Annotated in this window: 12 protein-coding genes; 6 read left to right on the top strand and 6 right to left on the bottom strand. The window is 71.7% G+C overall.

All coding sequences use genetic code 11. The annotated features are described in order from the left end of the window. Positions 1-16: 16 nt before the first annotated feature. The gene (gene purH, locus APR04_RS07075; RefSeq protein ID WP_253868864.1) at positions 17-1,669 is read left to right on the top strand and encodes a bifunctional phosphoribosylaminoimidazolecarboxamide formyltransferase/IMP cyclohydrolase; all 1,653 of its coding nucleotides are present in this window, start codon (positions 17-19) and stop codon (positions 1,667-1,669) included. A gap of 87 nt (positions 1,670-1,756) precedes the next feature. Here purH and APR04_RS07070 read toward each other — a convergent pair whose 3' ends face one another. Both APR04_RS07070 and APR04_RS07065 read right to left on the bottom strand, forming a co-directional pair. Further along, a complete protein-coding gene (locus tag APR04_RS07070) occupies positions 1,757-2,722 on the bottom strand; it encodes a putative endonuclease domain-containing protein (RefSeq protein ID WP_253868861.1) in 966 nt (321 codons plus the stop codon). 243 nt (positions 2,723-2,965) lie between these two features. Continuing rightward, positions 2,966-4,360 (bottom strand): NAD(P)/FAD-dependent oxidoreductase, encoded by a 1,395-nt coding sequence (locus tag APR04_RS07065; RefSeq protein WP_253868859.1) that lies wholly within the window; start codon positions 4,358-4,360, stop codon positions 2,966-2,968. A gap of 109 nt (positions 4,361-4,469) precedes the next feature. Here APR04_RS07065 and APR04_RS30950 point away from each other — a divergent pair, with 109 nt between their 5' ends. After that, positions 4,470-4,916: a DUF3017 domain-containing protein gene (locus APR04_RS30950; protein WP_253868857.1), complete on the top strand. Its 447-nt coding sequence runs from the start codon at positions 4,470-4,472 to the stop codon at positions 4,914-4,916. A 13-nt stretch (positions 4,917-4,929) separates the two neighbouring features. Here APR04_RS30950 and APR04_RS07055 read toward each other — a convergent pair whose 3' ends face one another. Both APR04_RS07055 and APR04_RS07050 read right to left on the bottom strand, forming a co-directional pair. Then, positions 4,930-6,075: a septum formation family protein gene (locus tag APR04_RS07055; RefSeq protein WP_253868856.1), complete on the bottom strand. Its 1,146-nt coding sequence runs from the start codon at positions 6,073-6,075 to the stop codon at positions 4,930-4,932. 156 nt (positions 6,076-6,231) lie between these two features. Continuing rightward, positions 6,232-7,275 carry an MIP/aquaporin family protein gene (locus APR04_RS07050; protein WP_253868853.1) on the bottom strand — a complete coding sequence of 348 codons (1,044 nt, stop codon included), beginning with the start codon at positions 7,273-7,275 and terminating at the stop codon, positions 6,232-6,234. Positions 7,276-7,520: 245 nt separating this feature from the next. Here APR04_RS07050 and APR04_RS07045 point away from each other — a divergent pair, with 245 nt between their 5' ends. From APR04_RS07045 to APR04_RS07030, 4 genes are all read left to right on the top strand, one after another. Beyond that, a complete protein-coding gene (locus APR04_RS07045) occupies positions 7,521-8,510 on the top strand; it encodes a malate dehydrogenase (RefSeq protein WP_253868851.1) in 990 nt (329 codons plus the stop codon). A gap of 173 nt (positions 8,511-8,683) precedes the next feature. After that, positions 8,684-10,894, top strand: coding sequence for an NADP-dependent isocitrate dehydrogenase (locus APR04_RS07040; protein ID WP_253868848.1), 2,211 nt, complete (start codon positions 8,684-8,686; stop codon positions 10,892-10,894). A 138-nt stretch (positions 10,895-11,032) separates the two neighbouring features. Then, a complete protein-coding gene (locus APR04_RS07035; RefSeq protein WP_253868845.1) occupies positions 11,033-14,680 on the top strand; it encodes an ATP-binding cassette domain-containing protein in 3,648 nt (1,215 codons plus the stop codon). Positions 14,681-14,788: 108 nt separating this feature from the next. Beyond that, positions 14,789-15,397, top strand: coding sequence for a dihydrofolate reductase family protein (locus APR04_RS07030; protein WP_253868842.1), 609 nt, complete (start codon positions 14,789-14,791; stop codon positions 15,395-15,397). A gap of 82 nt (positions 15,398-15,479) precedes the next feature. Here APR04_RS07030 and APR04_RS07025 read toward each other — a convergent pair whose 3' ends face one another. Continuing rightward, complete coding sequence (locus APR04_RS07025) at positions 15,480-17,027, bottom strand: glycosyltransferase family 39 protein (protein ID WP_253868839.1); 1,548 nt, start codon at positions 17,025-17,027, stop codon at positions 15,480-15,482. Further along, complete coding sequence (locus APR04_RS07020) at positions 16,996-17,376, bottom strand: hypothetical protein (protein ID WP_253868837.1); 381 nt, start codon at positions 17,374-17,376, stop codon at positions 16,996-16,998. Before APR04_RS07020 ends, APR04_RS07025 begins: the two co-directional genes overlap by 32 nt. Positions 17,377-17,381: the final 5 nt, after the last annotated feature.

The following is a 17,381-nucleotide window of genomic DNA, read 5'->3' as shown; positions in this document are numbered from 1 at the left end:
TCCGAGGAGAACCGCCATGTCCGGCGCCCAGTCCACACACTCTGCCAGCCCAGCTGGCCAGCTCACCGACGACTCGCAGCGCTCCGTCCGGCGCGCCCTGCTGAGCGTCTACGACAAGACCGGCCTGATCGAGCTCGCCACAGCGCTGCACGGCGCGGGCGTCGAGCTCGTCTCGACCGGCTCCACCGCGTCGAGGATCGCCGACGCAGGGATCCCCGTCACCCCCGTCGAGCAGCTGACCGGGTTCCCCGAGTGCCTCGAGGGCCGCGTCAAGACGCTGCACCCCCGCGTGCACGCGGGCATCCTGGCCGACACCCGCAAGCAGGACCACCTCGACCAGCTCGCGGACCTGGAGATCGCGCCGTTCGAGCTCGTCGTCGTGAACCTCTACCCGTTCGCCGCCACGGTCGCGTCGGGCGCCGAGCCGGACGCCGTCGTCGAGCAGATCGACATCGGCGGGCCGTCCATGGTGCGTGCCGCGGCGAAGAACCACCCCTCGGTCGCGGTGGTCGTGGACCCCGCGCGGTACGACGACGTCGCGGCGGCCGTCCAGGCCGGCGGCTTCACCTACGCCCAGCGCAAGACGCTCGCCGCCGCGGCGTTCGTGCACACCGCGACGTACGACGTCGCCGTGGCCTCCTGGATGGGCTCGGTGCTCGCGCCGACCGACGTGGTGGACGGCGCCGACGGACCCGTCTCGACCGGCTTCCCGGCCTGGGCCGGCGGCACCTGGGAGCGCGCGGACGTGCTCCGCTACGGCGAGAACCCGCACCAGCGGGCCGCCCTGTACACGCGCGGCGACGGGGTGACGGGTCTTGCCCAGGCCGAGCAGCTGCACGGCAAGGCCATGAGCTACAACAACTACGTCGACGCCGACGCCGCGTGGCGGGCCGCCTGGGACCACGAGGGTCCTGCGGTGGCGATCATCAAGCACGCCAACCCGTGCGGGATCGCCGTGGGCAGCGACATCGCCGCGGCGCACGCGAAGGCCCACGCGACCGACCCGGTCAGCGCGTACGGCGGCGTGATCGCCGCCAATGGCGTGATCACCGCGGCTGCGGCGGCGCAGATCGCTCCCGTGTTCACCGAGGTCGTCGTGGCCACCGGGTTCGAGCCCGAGGCGCTGGAGATCCTGGGGGCCAAGAAGAACATCCGGCTGCTGGTCGTGCCGTCGGCGCCGTCGGCGGACGTCGAGACCCGGCCCATCTCGGGCGGGCTGCTCATGCAGGCCACCGACCGGTTCCAGGCCGACGGCGACGCCCCGGAGAGCTGGACCCTCGCAACCGGTGAGGCGGCGTCGCCCGAGGTGCTCGCGGACCTCGAGTTCGCGTGGAAGGCCGTGCGGGCCGCCAAGTCGAACGCGATCCTGCTGGCCAGCGGCGGCGCCGCCGTCGGAATCGGCATGGGACAGGTGAACCGCGTGGACTCGTGCCGGCTCTCGGTCGAGCGCGCCAACACCCTGGCCGCCGGCGTCGAGCGGGCCCGGGGCGCCGTCGCGGCGTCGGACGCCTTCTTCCCGTTCGCGGACGGCCTGCAGGTGCTGCTCGACGCCGGGGTCACCGCCGTCGTGCAGCCGGGCGGCTCGATCCGCGACGAGGAGGTCGTCAAGGCCGCAGAGGCGGCTGGTGTGACGATGTACCTCACGGGCACCCGCCACTTCGCTCACTGACCGGAAGTGCTCGCGTCCTGAGCGCCCGGTTCCCTTCCCAACGAGGCCTAAGCTCCTTCGCTTTGAGGCCGCTCAAAGCGAAGAAACTTAGGCCTCGTTGAGGTTGAGGACGCGGGCACCGAGCGTCACGGGCTGACCGTGGTCGTCGTAGAGTCCGGGTTTCCAGCCGGCCTCGTGCAGGATCGGGGACACTGTCGCGACCATCCGGCTCCGGATGTCCCTGGCCGTGAACCGGAGGACGCGGGCTCCACCCGCCGACATCAGGTCGTTCTGGCGGCTCCGGTCCCGGAACACGGCCTCGGGGGTGCTGTGCACATCGGCGCCGTCTATCTCGACGAGCAGCCACGTGCCGTCCGGTAGCCGCCACGCGAGGTCGATCCGGCCGAGGTGCTTGCCCGCCGGATCCCGGACGACCAGCTGCAGGGCATCCGGCGGAATCCCGGCATCGAGGCACGCCATTCGCGCGGCGGACTCGAGCGGCGACTCCGCTCGGCCGGTCGCCATCCGCCACCAGGGATGCGTCGTGTCGACACCCCGGTGCCCACGTGCCAGGTCGTGCGCGCGGGCGAGGTCGTCAACCGTGGCGGTCCGCGTGTGGAGCAGATCGTCCATCACAGCGACGGCGTCGTCCCGGCCCATCTGCGCGACGCCGAGAGCGAGGGCATCGGTGATGCTCGCGATCCGGAAGTCACCACTGAACCGACCGGTCACCATGCCGCCGAGCTTCCGGAACACGATGCCGTCCCGGGCCGGCCGCCATCTGCCACCCGGCGCCACCACCTCGGGCCGGATGGTGCGCGGCAGACCCTTGACCCTGTACAGCGCGAGGGCGCACAAGCCGACCGCTGTCGAACCAGGGCCGCCCGCGAGCAGGCCGACCCACGCCGGTCGGCGGCGCAGATGGTCCAGGAGGTCGGTGCGTGACCGCTGGTCCGGAGGGACGAGATCGATGTCGTACACACCGTGCGTGACCCGGATCAGACGGCACTGGCGGACGAGGCGGTGCCGCCAGGCGGCGTCGACCCCCATCTCGTCGAGCTGTACGGAGGACACCAGGCCCTCTTGCCGGGACGTGACAATGGCGAGCTGGGGAGGCAGTGGCTTCAGCGGTCGCATGCGCCAATATCACCACCCAACCGGCACCAACACAGATGAAACCACATGGTCCTGTGGATAACGTCCCCGTCCGCGCTTTTCGAGGTCTAAGTTTCTTCGCTTTGAGGGGCCTCAAAGCGAAGAAACTTAGACCTCGTTGACGAGGTCGGACGAGGTCGGCTCGGCCCCCAGGGGAGGGGATCAGACCACGGCGTCCTTGAGCTTGATCGTCGGGTCCAGGGACCGGGTCAGGTCCAGCCTGAGGGGCTCGTCGCGGTTCATCAGCTTGCGGACCTGCCCCACCTCGCGCGGGGAGTCGACGAGCAGCGCCGCCCGGACGGTCACCACCCGGTGGCCGTCCGGGGTGCGGCGCGGGTGCCGGTCCAGCGCGTTCTCCAGGTAGAGCGCGGCCCAGCCGCCCGACGCCGCCGGGTCGCCCCGCAGCACCACCTCGTCGAACGGGGACGGCACGCCGAACAGCGCCAGGTCGTGCGCCAGCTGCTGGGAGAAGACGTACGGCGCGTGCGCCGGGATGGGTGCGAGCCCGAGCCGCGCCCGCACGTGCTCGGGTTCCGCCGCGCGCTCGTCGAGGCCGAGGAGGGCCCGCACGGTGACGTCGGGGTCGTGCAGCGCCGCAGACCAGTGACCGCCGGGGACCGCCCCGAACACTGGGTGCTCCCGCGTCGCGAGGTCGCCCACCACCCAGACGCGCCGGAGGGCGTCGAGGTGCAGCCTGCCCGCCGGGTCGGTGGGGTGGCGCACTCCCATGAACCGGCCGGCGCGGTTGACCCGCAGCCCGCCGTTCGCCTCGCGCGGCAGGGAGCCGGCGAGCCAGCCCGACGCCGGCCGCGCGCCCACTGCGGCCAGCACCAGGTCGGCCTCCAGCACCCTGCCGTCGGCGAGTGTCACGCGCGCGCCGTCCGGCGAGCCCTCGTGCGAACCGGGCAGCACCTGGTCGACGGCGACGTCCGTGACCAGGGTGACCCCGGCGGCGTCGTACCAGGGGGCGAGGAGGCTGCCCACCCTGCGGCCGAGCTGCCGCTCCAGCGGCACCGGACCCGCTTCGACGACCGTGACGCGTGCGCCGGCGCCTGCCGCGACCCCTGCGACCTCCGCGCCGATCCAGCCGGCGCCCACCACGACGAGCCGCATGCCCGGCACGAGGGCGGCGCGCAGCCGCTCCGCGTCGGCGGCCGTGTGCAGCGTGACGGCGGAGTCCCAGCCTGCCGGGCGGACGGGTTCGCTGCCGGAGGCGAGCACCACGGCGTCGGCCACGACGTCGTCGCCCGACGCCGTCCGCACCACCACGCGCTCCCTGTCCACCTCGAGGCGGACCGCCGGGTCGGCGAGCCGCAGGTCGTCGACGAGGGCGGGCAGGTCGACGCCGAGGTCGTCGGAGAGCCATACCGGCTCGGTCCGTTTGAGCAGCTCCTTGGACAGCGGCGGGCGGTCGTAGGGCGGCAGTCCTTCCGCACCGAGCACCGTCACCCGGCCCTCGAAACCGTGCTTGCGCAGCGCCGCGGCGGTTTGCGCTCCCGCGAGTCCAGCACCCACGACGACGACGCTGCTGAGGACCTGTGCTGAGGGCGTGGGCATGGACCTCACGGTAGCTCGCAGGCCGCCAACCTGGGAACGTGCTGGTATTCAGGTTGCAAGCAGGTCACGGCCCTCCAGGATCGCGACGTTTCGGCTGTACCCTCATCCCGTGGACCTCAGTGAGACGCGGACTGCCCCCGGCGCACCGGGTGGCGCTACGACGCTCCTCGAGCCGGGCTCGGCCGGAACGGCTACGCTCGAACGCACCAGAGAGGCCCGTCTGACCACGGCCACAACGACGACCAGCCAGGAGCTCGACCGCAGTGAGCCACTCAGCGGCGAGGGCCCCGACATGATCCCGGAGCTGCAGCGCAGCAACCTCGCCATCTGGCTCGTTCTTGTCGGCGTCGTCATCTCGGTCCTGCTCGGCATGACCGTGGGCGCGCGGGCGGGTGCGATCGGGATCGGTGTGGTCCTGGTGGTCTGCGCGATCTTCCGCGCGGTGCTCGACCGCCCGGTAGGTCTCGTCATCCGGACAAGGACGGTGGACATCGTGCTGTACGGCGCCACGGCGGTCATGATCGGCGTGCTCGCCGTGGCGACGCCCAGCATCTGACGGCGGGTCGCCGTCAGCGCTCCGCGCCCTCGAGGGAGCCCGTCACCGGCTCCTCCGACTCGACGACGCACAGGACGCGCCGGTCGCCGTCGGCCCAGCTCTGCTCCGACGGCGCGATCGGCCAGTACTGCAGCTCGGACCTGGCCCAGCGCATACCGACGAACTTCGTGAACTGCGGGTAGCAGTACGCGTCGGCCGCGTCCCACAGCTCCTGCTGGGTGGGTGTCTCGCCGTTCTTCGCGAGGCTGTCCGGCGCCGTCGTCTCCGCGTAGATCTCGCCGCCGTGCGCCGTGGTGCATGCCACCACCGGGATCCGGTACAGCGTGGTCTGGCCCGCCGTCGCCGCCGTGTCGAAGCAGTCGCCCACCTCCAGGTCGGGGATCTCCGCCCCGGCCGTGGCCGGGTCCGACGGAGAGGTCGGATCGTCGGACGGCTCCGTGTGGTCCCCGATCTCCGGCCTCGGCAACGCGATCGGGCCGTCAGCCTCCACCTCCGGCTCCGGGGCTTCCGGGTCGGCGGTCGCATACGGTTCGTCGCTCGGGGTGGGGGACGACGTCGGTGCGGTGAGCTCGGCGCCGTCGTCGGGCTGCGTGATGCCGAGCGGCCCCGCCAGGGCCGGCGGGACGAAGGACCTGACCGTCGAGACGAACCCCGCGGGGAGCGATGACGCGTACGTCGGCGCGGCCGCGATGCCGACCGCGAGCCCGACGACGCCGACCGCGCCGAGGACGACGGCGCCAAGGGCGAAGTCGAGGGCATGCACCGAAGACTTCTTCGCGCGCCGCGTGTTCCCCGTGCCGTTGGCCTCGGCCGTGCGCATCGACAGCACAAGTGCGGGGATGGCGAGCGGCCAGAAGAACAGGAACGCGGCGACCACCCAGCCCACCCGGGTCGGATAGGGGCCGGCTGGTGCGTCGTCGGCGGCGTCGGCGGAGTCAGAGTCAGAGTCGGAGTCAGGCTCAGAGTCAGAGTCGGGCTCGGAGTCGGCTGACTCAGGCGCGTCGTCCGCGTCGGCTGACTCAGGGTCGCCGTCCGGCTCCTCGGGGGTGGCCTTGTCGGCCTCCGGGGCAGTCTTCTCGGATGCTGATCCGGTGGCCGGCTCCGCTGTGATCGCAACGGGTTCCGGTTCCTCCCCGGGTGTCTGTTTCGTGTCGGCCATGATGCGGGATCGTATCGCCGCGGGGTGGCGCTCCGGCAAACGGTGGCCGATCAGCGCACGGTCTACGCAAGCGGGACACAGCGCCCGCACGACGTCGGGGCCGCACCTCCCGTACGGAAGGTGCGGCCCCGACGTCGTGCGGACGCTTGCCGGCGGTCAGGCCTTGTCGCCGGTCTTCTTCGCGGTCTTGGGCTCGACAGCCGCATCGGGGCCCGCGACGGTCGAGGCCGGCTCCGTGGACTCGGCCTCGGCGGTCTTGACGTCGGCGGTGCCGGCCTCGGGGGTCGACGCAACGGGGGTCGACGCGACGGCGGCGGGTGCCTTCTCGTCGTCCTCGTCCTCGTCCTCGTCGTCATCGTCATCGTCCTCGTCGAGGTCCTCGAGCTCCTCGGCCTCGGAGGCGAACGCGCGGTAGAACAGGGCTGCGAGGGCGGCGCCGATCAGCGGGGCGAGCCAGAACAGCCAGAGCTGGCGGCCCGAGCCGTCGCTGCCCCAGTCGTTGGCGAAGATCGCGGCCGCGGTCGAGCGGGCCGGGTTCATGCCGGCGTTGGTGACGAACCACGACACCAGGGTCAGCGCGGCGATGGCGCTACCGACGGCGACGGGGCCGTAGCCGGTCCTGCGGCGAGAGTCGTACGCACCCAGGTACACGCCCACGAGCACCGCGGAGATGATGATCTCGACGAGCAGCGCGGGCAGCCAGTCGAACTGCGCGCCACCCTGCGTCTGCAGGTAGAGCGGAGACTTCTCCGAGAAGCCGTTCACGGCGGAGTCGAAGACGTCCGAGACGTTCTGCAGGGCCGGGTTCTGGCCCTGCAGCAGAGTGACGAGCGTCCTGGGGAAGGTCGCGAAGAGCACGGCGCCGGCCAGGAGGGCGCCGACGAGCTGTGCGCCCCAGTAGCTGAACATGCTGCTGACCGAGATACGCCCACCGAGCCAGGTGCCCAGCGAGATCGCCGGGTTGAAGTGCGCGCCGGAGACACGGCCGACCGCTGCGGCGGCAGCGATGTACGCAAAGGCGCCACCGAGTGCGACGCCGAGCGCCTGAGCCGAGTTCAGCGGGCTGTAGACGAGCATCCCCACGATCACGAGCGTCAGCAGGAACGTGCCGAAGGTCTCGGCGAGCAGGCGGGAGAGCAGGCTCGAAGACCGCTCTTCGACCTCGGAGACGCCGCGGGTCGCGGCGAGGTCCTGGGACATGAAGTCAGATCCTTTCAGTGGCGCACCATTCGGCGCGCGTGGTGGCGGCATGCGTACGATGTCGCGCACATCCTGCCATTACCTGGCTGAGCAAAACCTGAATACGCGCGGGTAGTTTCTTCACCGTACTCGCGCTGATGTCGATGGCATTGTCTTGGACCGGTCTTCGCTGGTCGCAGGGGCCCTGTGCACGGATATCGCGTAGGGGCTGGGCGAGGCGGGCCGGTCGATGCAAGAGTGGGCCCATGACTGAACCCGTAACCGTCACCGTCACCGGAGCCGCTGGCCAGATCGGGTACGCGCTGCTCTTCCGCATAGCCGCGGGCGAGATGCTCGGCGCGGACACGCCAGTACGGCTCCGCCTCCTCGAGATCCCCCAGGCCGTCGCCGCCGCAGAAGGTACGGCGATGGAGCTCGACGACTGCGCCTTCCCCACCCTGGCCGGCGTCGAGATCTTCGACGACCCGGTCAAGGCCTTCGACGGGGTCAACGTAGCGCTCCTCGTCGGTGCCCGCCCGCGCGGCCCTGGCATGGAGCGCGCCGACCTCCTGGAGGCGAACGGCGGCATCTTCGGCCCGCAGGGCCGCGCCATCAACGACGGCGCCGCCGCCGACGTCCGGGTGCTCGTGGTCGGCAACCCGGCCAACACCAACGCGCTGATCGCGGCGTCGAACGCGCCGGACGTGCCGGCCACCCGGTTCACCGCGATGACCCGCCTGGACCACAACCGCGCACTCTCGCAGGTCGCCGCAAAGACGGGGACCGCCGTCGCGGACATCAAGAAGCTCACCATCTGGGGCAACCACTCCGCCTCGCAGTACCCCGACCTGTTCCACGCGGAGGTCGGCGGCCGTCCCGGTGCCGAGATCGCGGCGGACACTGCCTGGCTCACCGACGACTTCATCCCGACCGTGGCCAAGCGCGGGGCGGCGATCATCCAGGCGCGCGGGGCCTCGTCGGCGGCGTCGGCCGCTAGCGCGGCGATCGCGCACGTGCGCGACTGGACGCTCGGCACGCCCGAGGGGGACTGGACGTCCGCCGGGCTCTGGTCGTCGGGCGAGTACGGGGTTCCGGAGGGGCTCGTCTCCTCCTTCCCCGTGACGTCGGACGGCAGCGGCGAGTGGAAGGTCGTCGAGGGCCTCGAGATCGACGAGTTCTCCCGCGGCCGGATCGACGCGAGCGTCGCCGAGCTGTCGGAGGAGCGCGACGCGGTCCGCACCCTGGGCCTCATCTAACCCGCCCCCTTGGTCGTGGGCGTGACCGGTGCGCCTAGAACGGGCGTGCAGTCGCAACGGTCGCGCTCACAACCAGGGGGTGGTTCTCGCGATTCTGGAGGGTGCGGGGGTCTCAGGTATCTTGATGTCGAGAGATCGGCACATTTCCAACACCCGGGGAGTCAGCCACACCCATGTCCAAGATCATCTATACCCATACGGACGAAGCCCCGCTTCTTGCGACGTACTCGTTCCTGCCGATCGTCTCGGCGTACGCGGCCAAGGCCGGTGTGGACGTCGAGACCCGCGACATCTCGCTCGCCGGCCGCATCATCGCTCAGTTCCCGGAGCGGCTCACGGCAGAGCAGCGTCAGCCTGACGCCCTCGCCGAGCTGGGCGAGCTGGCGCACGACCCGTCGGCCAACATCATCAAGCTGCCCAACGTCTCCGCGTCGCTGCCGCAGCTGAAGGCTGCCGTCGCGGAGCTGCGGAGCCTCGGCTACGACCTCCCGGACGTCCCGGAGAGCGTCAAGACCGACGCCGAGAAGGACGCGCGCGAGCGGTACGGCCGCGTCATGGGCTCCGCCGTGAACCCGGTGCTGCGCCAGGGCAACTCCGACCGCCGTGCCCCGGCGTCGGTCAAGAACTACGCGAAGGCGCACCCGCACCGCATGGGCGCATGGTCGCCGGAGTCGAAGACGGCCGTCGCGACGATGGGCCACGACGACTTCTTCTCCAACGAGAAGTCCTTGGTCATGGCAGCCGACGACACCCTGCGCATCGAGCACGTCGCCGCTGACGGCACCGTGACCGTGCTCAAGGAGTCGCTGCCCGTCCTCGCGGGCGAGGTGGTGGACGGCACGTTCATCGACGGCGCCGCGCTGGACGCGTTCCTGCTCGAGTCGATCGAGCGGGCGAAGGCGGAGGGTGTGCTGTTCTCCGTGCACCTCAAGGCGACGATGATGAAGGTCTCCGACCCGATCATCTTCGGCCACGTCGTGCGGGCCTTCTTCAAGCCGGTCTTCGAGAAGTACGGCCAGGACCTGGCTGCTGCCGGCCTTTCGGCGAACGACGGCCTCGGCGGCATCTTCGCCGGCCTCGCGTCCCTGCCGAACGGCACCGAGATCCGCGCCGCGTTCGACGCCGCGCTGGCGGACGGCCCGAAGATGGCCATGGTGAACTCCGACAAGGGCATCACCAACCTGCACGTGCCGTCCGACGTCATCGTCGATGCCTCGATGCCCGCCATGATCCGCATCGGCGGCCACATGTGGGGGCCGGAGGGCGAAGAGGCCGACACCCTCGCGGTGATCCCGGACTCGTCCTACGCAGGCATCTACCAGACCGTCATCGACGACTGCCGCGCCAACGGCGCCCTCGACCCGGCCACGATGGGCTCCGTGCCGAACGTGGGCCTCATGGCGCAGGCCGCCGAGGAGTACGGCTCGCACGACAAGACGTTCGAGATCTCCGCTGATGGCACCGTCCGGATCGTCAACGGCGCCGGCGACGTCGTCATGGAGCACGCGGTCAGCGTCGGCGACGTCTGGCGTGCCTGCCAGACCAAGGACGCCCCGATCCGCGACTGGATCAAGCTGGCCGTCACCCGTGCCCGCGCCTCCGCGACCCCGGCCGTGTTCTGGCTGAACTCGCGCCGCGAGCACGACGCCAACCTGATCCAGAAGATCGAGCAGTACCTGCCGGAGCACGACACCGAGGGCCTCGAGATCCTCGTCATGGACCCGGCGGAGGCGACGGCGTACTCGCTGGCCCGCATCCGCAAGGGGCTGGACACCATCTCGGTGACCGGCAACGTGCTGCGCGACTACAACACCGACCTCTTCCCGATCCTCGAGGTCGGCACGTCGGCGAAGATGCTGTCGATCGTGCCGCTGATGAACGGTGGCGGCCTGTTCGAGACGGGCGCCGGCGGCTCGGCGCCGAAGCACGTGCAGCAGCTCGTCGAGGAGGACTACCTGCGCTGGGACTCGCTCGGTGAGTTCTTCGCGCTGGCCGCGTCCTTCGAGCACCTCGCGACCAGCGAGGGCAACGCGCGCGCCCAGGTCCTTGCCGACACGCTCGACCGCGCGACCGGGACGTTCCTCGCCGAGGACCGCTCCCCGGGCCGCAAGCTCGGCACCATCGACAACCGCGGCTCGCACTTCTACCTCGCCCTGTACTGGGCCCGCGAGCTGGCCACGCAGTCCGACGACGCCGAGCTGGCCGCCACCTTCAAGCCGCTCGCCGAGGCGCTGACCACGGGCGAGCAGGCGATCGTGGAGGAGCTGCTCGCGGTCCAGGGCAAGCCTGCCGAGATCGGCGGGTACTACCGTCCGGACGACGCCAAGGCGACCGCGGTGATGCGCCCGAGCAAGACGTTCAACGAGGCGCTCGCGTCCCTCTGACGTCCCCCTGATGCGTCAGACCCCCAGCTCACCGGAGTGACCTGGGGGTCTGACCTGTCCTGGGCAAGGCGTGAGGTTGGTCGCTCCGTGGAAAAAGAGGCGGGGACTGTCGGTGTCTCGACGTAGCCTCAGAAAACGATGATCGACGCACCGCAGACCCCCGAGACAGCGCCCGTTCCTGAGGCGTTGCCTCGCCCTGCACACCTCCTGACGGACGACCCGGCACGCCGGCTCGACTGGCGCAGGCTGCGTGGTCCGGCCGCCGTCGTGGCCCTCCTTGCCCTCACCGCTGGCGCCATCGGCCAGGCCCTCGGCACGGTCGCGGCCGGGCAGCTGGCGGCGGGCGCCACCGTCGTCGGGCTGATGCTGCTCGCCGCGTGCGTGGTGGGCGGCGCGCTGTTCGACGGTGTCGGTCAGGTGGTCTGGGCCAGTGTCGTGGACCGCGCCGAGGGCAGGCTCCGGAGCGACCTGCTCAGCGCGGCACTGCGCCAGCCGCTGGCGACGCTCTCCGAGCAGGCGGTCGGCGAGGTCCTCGACCGGGTCGACGACGACACGCACGCGGTCGGCACCCTGGTGCGCCGCCAGCTGTGGGGCGCCGGACGCACGGTCGTCGGTGTCGTTCCCATGTGGATCATCGCGGGCATCACCTGGTGGCCGGCCTGGTTCCTGTTCCCCGTGCTCGGCGGGGTCGTCGCACTGCTCACCCGGCCGCTGCTCGGCGAGATCTCGCGCCGCAAGGTCATCGAGGAGGCCGCGTGGACCGACCACGCCGCTGCCTTCGAGGAGGCCGTGGCCGCCCGGAACGACCTGCGTACCAGCCTGGGGCAGGCGTTCGCCGTGCGCCGGGTGGCGCAGCTCTCGGCGATCGTGCACGACAAGTTCCGTGCGGTGGTGCGCGTCGAGGAGCGCCTGCTGCGGCGGGCCGGACTGGTGATGTACGCCCTGCTGGCCGGGACCGTCGTCGTCTGCGCGGTGGTCGCTGCGGACGGTGGCCTGTCGGTGGATCAGCTCGTCACGCTGTTCCTGGTCACCGCGATGTTCGTGGGGCAGATGGACAACCTGGTGCATCACCTGCCGGACATCCAGGAGGGCCTCGGCGCCGTGCTGCGCATCCGGCAGATGCTGGCCGTCGAGCCGGAGCCCGACGGCGGCGACGACCTGCCGGACGGGCCGCTCGGACTCGAGCTGCGCGACCTGACCTTCGCCTACGCGGAGGGCACGTTCGCCCTGAGCGACGTCGACCTGACGGTCCCCGCCGGCGAGACGATCGCGCTCGTCGGCCGCACAGGATCGGGCAAGTCGACGCTCGCCGCGCTGCTGTCGCGCGCGGTCGAGCCGGAGCGCGGGTCGGTGTTCCTCGGCGGAGCCGACGTGCGCGACCTGGACCTGCAGAAGCTGCGCGGCGCCGTCGGCGTGGTGACGCAGCGCACCGAGATCATCGCGGGGACGCTCGCGGAGAACATCGCACTGTTCTCCGACGTCCCGCGCTCGGACATCGAAGCCGCCGTGCGCGAGCTCGGGCTGACCGACTGGGCAGCCGGCATGCCCGACGGCCTCGACACGCTCCTCGGCCCTGGCGGCACCACGCTGTCGGCGGGTGAGGAGCAGCTCGTCGCGTTCGCGCGCCTCCTCGTGCGGCACGTGCAGCTCGTGGTGCTCGACGAGGCGACCGCGCGGATGGACCCCCTCACCGAGGCGCGTGTCGTCGCGGCGTCGGACCGGCTGCTCAGCGGACGCACGGGCGTACTGATCGCACATCGGCTCGGCACCATCGAGCGGGCAGGCCTCGTGGCGGTCCTCGACCACGGCCGCGTGGTGCAGCAGGGCTCGCGCGCGGCCCTTGCCCGCATGCGGGGCCCCTTCCGCACACTGCTGGAGGCCGGCGCGAGCGACGGGTCGCTGGACGACGCGGCGGTCGGGCCGGGAACCAGCGACGCGGCCGAGGCACGTGCCCAGTCGGTGACGGCTCCCGCCGCGGACCGGTCAGCGGCTGCCGAGCGCGGCGCCACGGAACTTGGCACCACCGAACGAGGCACCACCGAGCCCGATGCGGTCGGCGGCCGTCGTCGGTCCGGGACTCCGCCCGACCTGACCCCGCCCGGCGACGGGCCGAGCCTCGCGCGTGCCGTGCTGCACGCACTGTTCGTGCGCCCGAAGTGGGGCCTGTTCGGCGCGGTCCTCTTCCTCCTGGCGAGCCTCGTCGCCGCCCAGGGTGCGGTCAGCGGGTTCCTGTGGGGTCGCACGGTCGAGGAGGTAGGCACGGGCGAGCTGCCCGTCGGGCTGCTCGTCGCGCTCGCGGTGCTGCTGCTGATGCAGCCGCTGTTCATCTCCCGCGCGCTGGGCGTGTACCCGCGCTGGTGGGTCGAGGTGCTGCTGCGGATCCGGATGTCGGTCATGCACGGGCAGACCCGGCAGTACCGGCTGCCCGCCACGCCGCCCGGCGAGGTGGTGGCCCGGTCGATGGACGCCGACCGGTTCGTGCGGTACGCGGACCGCTGGGTCGACTTCGTCAACGGGCTCGCGATCGTCGCGGTCACGGCCCTGATCAGCGGGACCTGGACCGCGGGTGCGGTCCTGCTGGCGGTCATGGTGGTGTCGGCGGCGGCCTCGGCGATCGGCCGGCCGATCGCGGGCCGCTCGGCCGCCGGCTCCTCGGCGGCACGCGCCCGGTTCGGCCGCGCCCTGGTCTCCGCGCTCGACTCGGCCCGCACGGTGAAGCTGGCCGCGCGGACCCCCGACGTACGCAGGCACCTCGGCGAGGTCGACTCCGGTCGCGTCAAGGCTGCGATCTTCGAGCACCGGGTGCAGGCGGTGCTCGACTCGGTGCCGCTGGTGGCCCTTTACGTGGGCGTCGTCGCCGCGTGGGCGTTCTTCCTGACCGAGAGGTGGGACCTGGCCACGACGCTGCTCGTCTCGAGCGCCGTGATGGGTTTCGCGTGGTTCGGTGTCGTCGCGGGCGCAGTGGTCACCGAGGCACCCGGAACCCGGGCCTGGCAGGTCGCCACGGCCCGCTTTGCGGGCGGCGTCGACCTCGTCTCGCGAGAGCCCGGCGTGGACCTCGTGGAGGGCACTGCCCCCGCACCCGAGTCGACCCGACGTGAGCCCTTGGACAGCCTGGAGCTGCGTAACCTGACCGCCGTGCACGACGACGGCACGATCGGCGTCTCGGACGTCGACCTCGAGATCCGTCGTGGCGAGCTGGTGCTCCTGCTCGGGCAGGTCGGGTCGGGCAAGTCGTCGCTGCTGTCCGCGCTGGCCGGGCTCATGGAGCACACCGGAGAGGTCCGCTGGAACGGGACCGAGGTGACCGATGCCCAGGCGTTCCTGCGTCCCGGCCAGGTGGCCCACGTGGCCCAGGTGCCGCGGGTGCTGTCGGGCTCGTTCGCCGACAACGTCCGGCTCGACCACGCGCGCGACATCGTCGGCCCGGTGCAGGGCGCACGCCTCGCGCAGGACATGGAGGAGGCCGGCGGCCCGCACGCGCTCGTGGGGCACCGCGGCGTACGCCTGTCCGGCGGCCAGGTGCAGCGGCTCGCGCTCGCCAGGGCGCTCGCCGCGGACACGGAGCTCCTGCTGGCGGACGACGTCTCCAGCGCGCTCGACGCCTCGACCGAGATCGAGCTGTGGGCCGCCCTGCGCGAGCGGGGCACCACGGTGGTGGGCGCGACGTCGAAGCGCGCGGCACTCGCGCGCGCCGACCGCGTCGTCGTGCTGGTGGACGGCAAGGTGGCCGACGTCGGTCCGTGGGCCGTCATCGCGCCGAGGTGGAGCCACCTGGCCGGCTGACGATCTCTGCCGGCCGGCGAGGTTCGCCGGCCGGCGATCGATGAGTTTGCCGCGCGCCCGTGGTCAGAACCGGGTAGAACCGAGCGACAACACTCCAGGGAGATCATCATGGCCAAGCTCAGCTCCAGCATGTTCATCTCGCTCGACGGCGTCGTCGAGGTCGGCGAGGGCGAGTGGCACTTCCCGTACTTCGACGAGCCCATGGGCGAGGCGGTGACCCGGACGCACGCACCCCCGCGGATGATCTTCGGGCGCGTGACGTACGACAGCTTCGCCGGCGCCTGGCCCGAACGCGAGCAGGCCGGCGAGGACGACGCGCAGATGGCAAAGGACCTCGGCGACAAGCGCAAGTACGTGCTGTCCCGCTCACCGCTCGAGTTCACCTGGCGCAACTCCGAGCAGCTCACGGGCGACTTCGTCGACGCGGTCACGGCGCTCAAGCAGGAGGAGGGCGACATCTTCCTGTCGGGATCACCGTCGGTGGTGCGCCAGCTCCTGCGGCACGGCCTGCTGGACGAGCTCAACCTGTTCGTCCACCCGGTGCTGGCGGGCAAGGGCGAGCGGCTCTTCCCTGTTGACGGCCCTACGACGCACCTGAAGCTGGTGTCGTCGGAGGCGTTCCCCAGGGGTGTGCAGCTCATGGTGTTCGAGCCGACCGAGGGTGCACCCGACGAGGTGGCCTACGAGGAGGTCAGGGAGCACCTCGCCAACGACTGATCCGGCGGACGGCGTCGACGACATCCGGCGGACGCCGTCGACAGGGCCCCACGCGATCGACCTGGCCCCGCGCGGGGCCAGGTCAGTCGAGGTGGCGCAGCTCCGGCCACAGCGTGGCCCAGCCGCCGACGGGGTCCCGGCACACGAGGATCGACACGCCCTGCTCCTCGTTGTCGACGCCGACTCCGTTGTCGAGCTGCCCCTTGGCCGTGCACTCGGCGAAGCGGTCGTCCCAGGCGCCAGGGCTCTCCGTGAGCACCAGGGCTACGGTGGCCGAGTCCGGCGGCGGCCCGTACTCCCACAGCTGGTTGTGCCCGGAGTACGCGGGAGGAAGCCCGAGGTCAGGGCCGAACCGGTCGACAGCGCCGGCCTCGCCGTAGTTCTGGGTCAGGATCACCGACTGCTCCCGGTCGGCCTCCGGGAGCGCGGCGTGCACGTCGGTGATCTGCCGCACGTACTCGGGCCAGCCGACGGCGTCCTGGGCCGAGGAGTTGATGTCGGCGATCGGCGTCCTGCCCAGCAGGCCGACCGGTACCAGCGGCAGGCTGATGACGAGGCAGGCCACGGCGTTGCCCAGCACGACGGCGATGATCGTGCCCCGCCGGACGCGGTTGGCCACCGGCACGCACCCCGCCGCGAACAGCACCGACAGCAGGCCGGTCGTGTAGTACGTCTGGGACCCGGCCGCGTAGGTGAACAGGAGCAGCACCGGGTACGCGACCACCAGGAACCGCAGCGTCGGCCGACGTCGCCAGACCCACACCAGCCCGACGACCCAGACCAGAGCCAACGGCGGGCCGAGCGTGAGCAGCTGGAAGAGCCACATCTCGGAACGGACGTCGGCGGCGTTGTTCTCGCCGAGGGCCGCGCCCATCGCGAGCTGCGGCCACCCGTTCGTGGCCTGGTAGACCAGGTTCGGCAGCCCCACCAGCAGCGCGAGCACCACGCCGGCCCAGGGCCAGGGCGTCGCGAGCGGCCACCGGGTGGCGGCAGCCGAGGCGCGCAGCGCCCGCCACGGCCAGGCCACCAGCAGGCCCAGCAGGATCCCGGCGAGCAGCGCCACCACGAGCAGCTTGTTGTACAGCGCGACGCCCGTGACCAGCCCGGCCGCGAGCCACCAGCGGGGGTCGCGCTGCACGGCCCGGATCATGCACAGCAGCACCGCTGGCCACACCACCAGGTCGAGGCTCGCGGTGAGGAACGTGTGCCCGAACGCCAGCGGGATCGCCGCCGTCCCGTAGCCCCAGGCCGCCAGTGCCTGCGCTCCGGCGCGTCCGCCCAGCTCACGGGCGACGAGCGCGATCACGACGATCGCGGCCAGGTGGGCCAGCGTCGCCGGGACCCGCATGACCAGCAGCGTGTCGCCGAACAGCTCGGCGAACGTCCGTGCCAGCCAGGGGGTCAGCGGCGGCTGGTCCACGTACCCCCAGGCGGGGTCGAGCATGCGGAAGTACAGCTCGTCCCGGTGGTATCCGTACCGGGTGCTGGTCGCCGTGAGCAGCATGCCAAGGACCAGCACCGCTGCGCCCACCGGACCCCACGCGACGGCTGGCCGGGCGTCGGCGAGCTTGCCGTCGGCACGGTGCGCCGACGTCAGGTCAGGGTCGGGTGGTGCGGACGTCTCCGCCATGGTCCGGAAGGTATCGGCCGCTCGCGGTGGTGCGCCAGGGGAGGTGCGGGTGGATTCTTGAGCCCGCTGTCCCGGCATCGAGGTCGACGTCGTCGAACGGATCGCCTTCGACGGGCCGCTGCGCCATGTCGAGGCGTTGGCGCTCGACTTCCGCCGTGACGTGCTCGCGGCTCGGTTGAAACACTTCGACGAGCTCCCCGAGCATCCCGGATCCGCTGCTGGCGGTGGCCGGGCTGAATGTCGGCTCCGCCCGGCGTCGGGCGCGGCCACGGACGTCGTGCTGGACGGCGAGCACGACGAGGGAACTGATGACCAGCACAGTCACCACCGTGACGAGCAGGTTCTCCATCCGTG

This window comes from Promicromonospora umidemergens (assembly GCF_024171995.1).
Classification (GTDB): Bacteria; Actinomycetota; Actinomycetes; order Actinomycetales; family Cellulomonadaceae; genus Promicromonospora; species Promicromonospora umidemergens.
The sequence above is the reverse complement of the archived record's forward strand: the minus strand, read 5'-3'. Positions and strand labels throughout refer to the sequence as shown.

Excerpts from the sequence above, each read along its gene's own strand:
- purH (WP_253868864.1), top strand. The coding sequence starts at position 17 with ATGTCCGGCGCCCAGTCCACACACTCTGCCAGCCCAGCTGGCCAGCTC.
- APR04_RS07065 (WP_253868859.1), bottom strand. The coding sequence starts at position 4,360 with ATGCCCACGCCCTCAGCACAGGTCCTCAGCAGCGTCGTCGTCGTGGGT.
- APR04_RS07055 (WP_253868856.1), bottom strand. The coding sequence starts at position 6,075 with ATGGCCGACACGAAACAGACACCCGGGGAGGAACCGGAACCCGTTGCG.
- APR04_RS07050 (WP_253868853.1), bottom strand. The coding sequence starts at position 7,275 with ATGTCCCAGGACCTCGCCGCGACCCGCGGCGTCTCCGAGGTCGAAGAG.
- APR04_RS07045 (WP_253868851.1), top strand. The coding sequence starts at position 7,521 with ATGACTGAACCCGTAACCGTCACCGTCACCGGAGCCGCTGGCCAGATC.
- APR04_RS07040 (WP_253868848.1), top strand. The coding sequence starts at position 8,684 with ATGTCCAAGATCATCTATACCCATACGGACGAAGCCCCGCTTCTTGCG.
- APR04_RS07035 (WP_253868845.1), top strand. The coding sequence starts at position 11,033 with ATGATCGACGCACCGCAGACCCCCGAGACAGCGCCCGTTCCTGAGGCG.
- APR04_RS07030 (WP_253868842.1), top strand. The coding sequence starts at position 14,789 with ATGGCCAAGCTCAGCTCCAGCATGTTCATCTCGCTCGACGGCGTCGTC.
- APR04_RS07025 (WP_253868839.1), bottom strand. The coding sequence starts at position 17,027 with ATGGCGGAGACGTCCGCACCACCCGACCCTGACCTGACGTCGGCGCAC.
- APR04_RS07020 (WP_253868837.1), bottom strand. The coding sequence starts at position 17,376 with ATGGAGAACCTGCTCGTCACGGTGGTGACTGTGCTGGTCATCAGTTCC.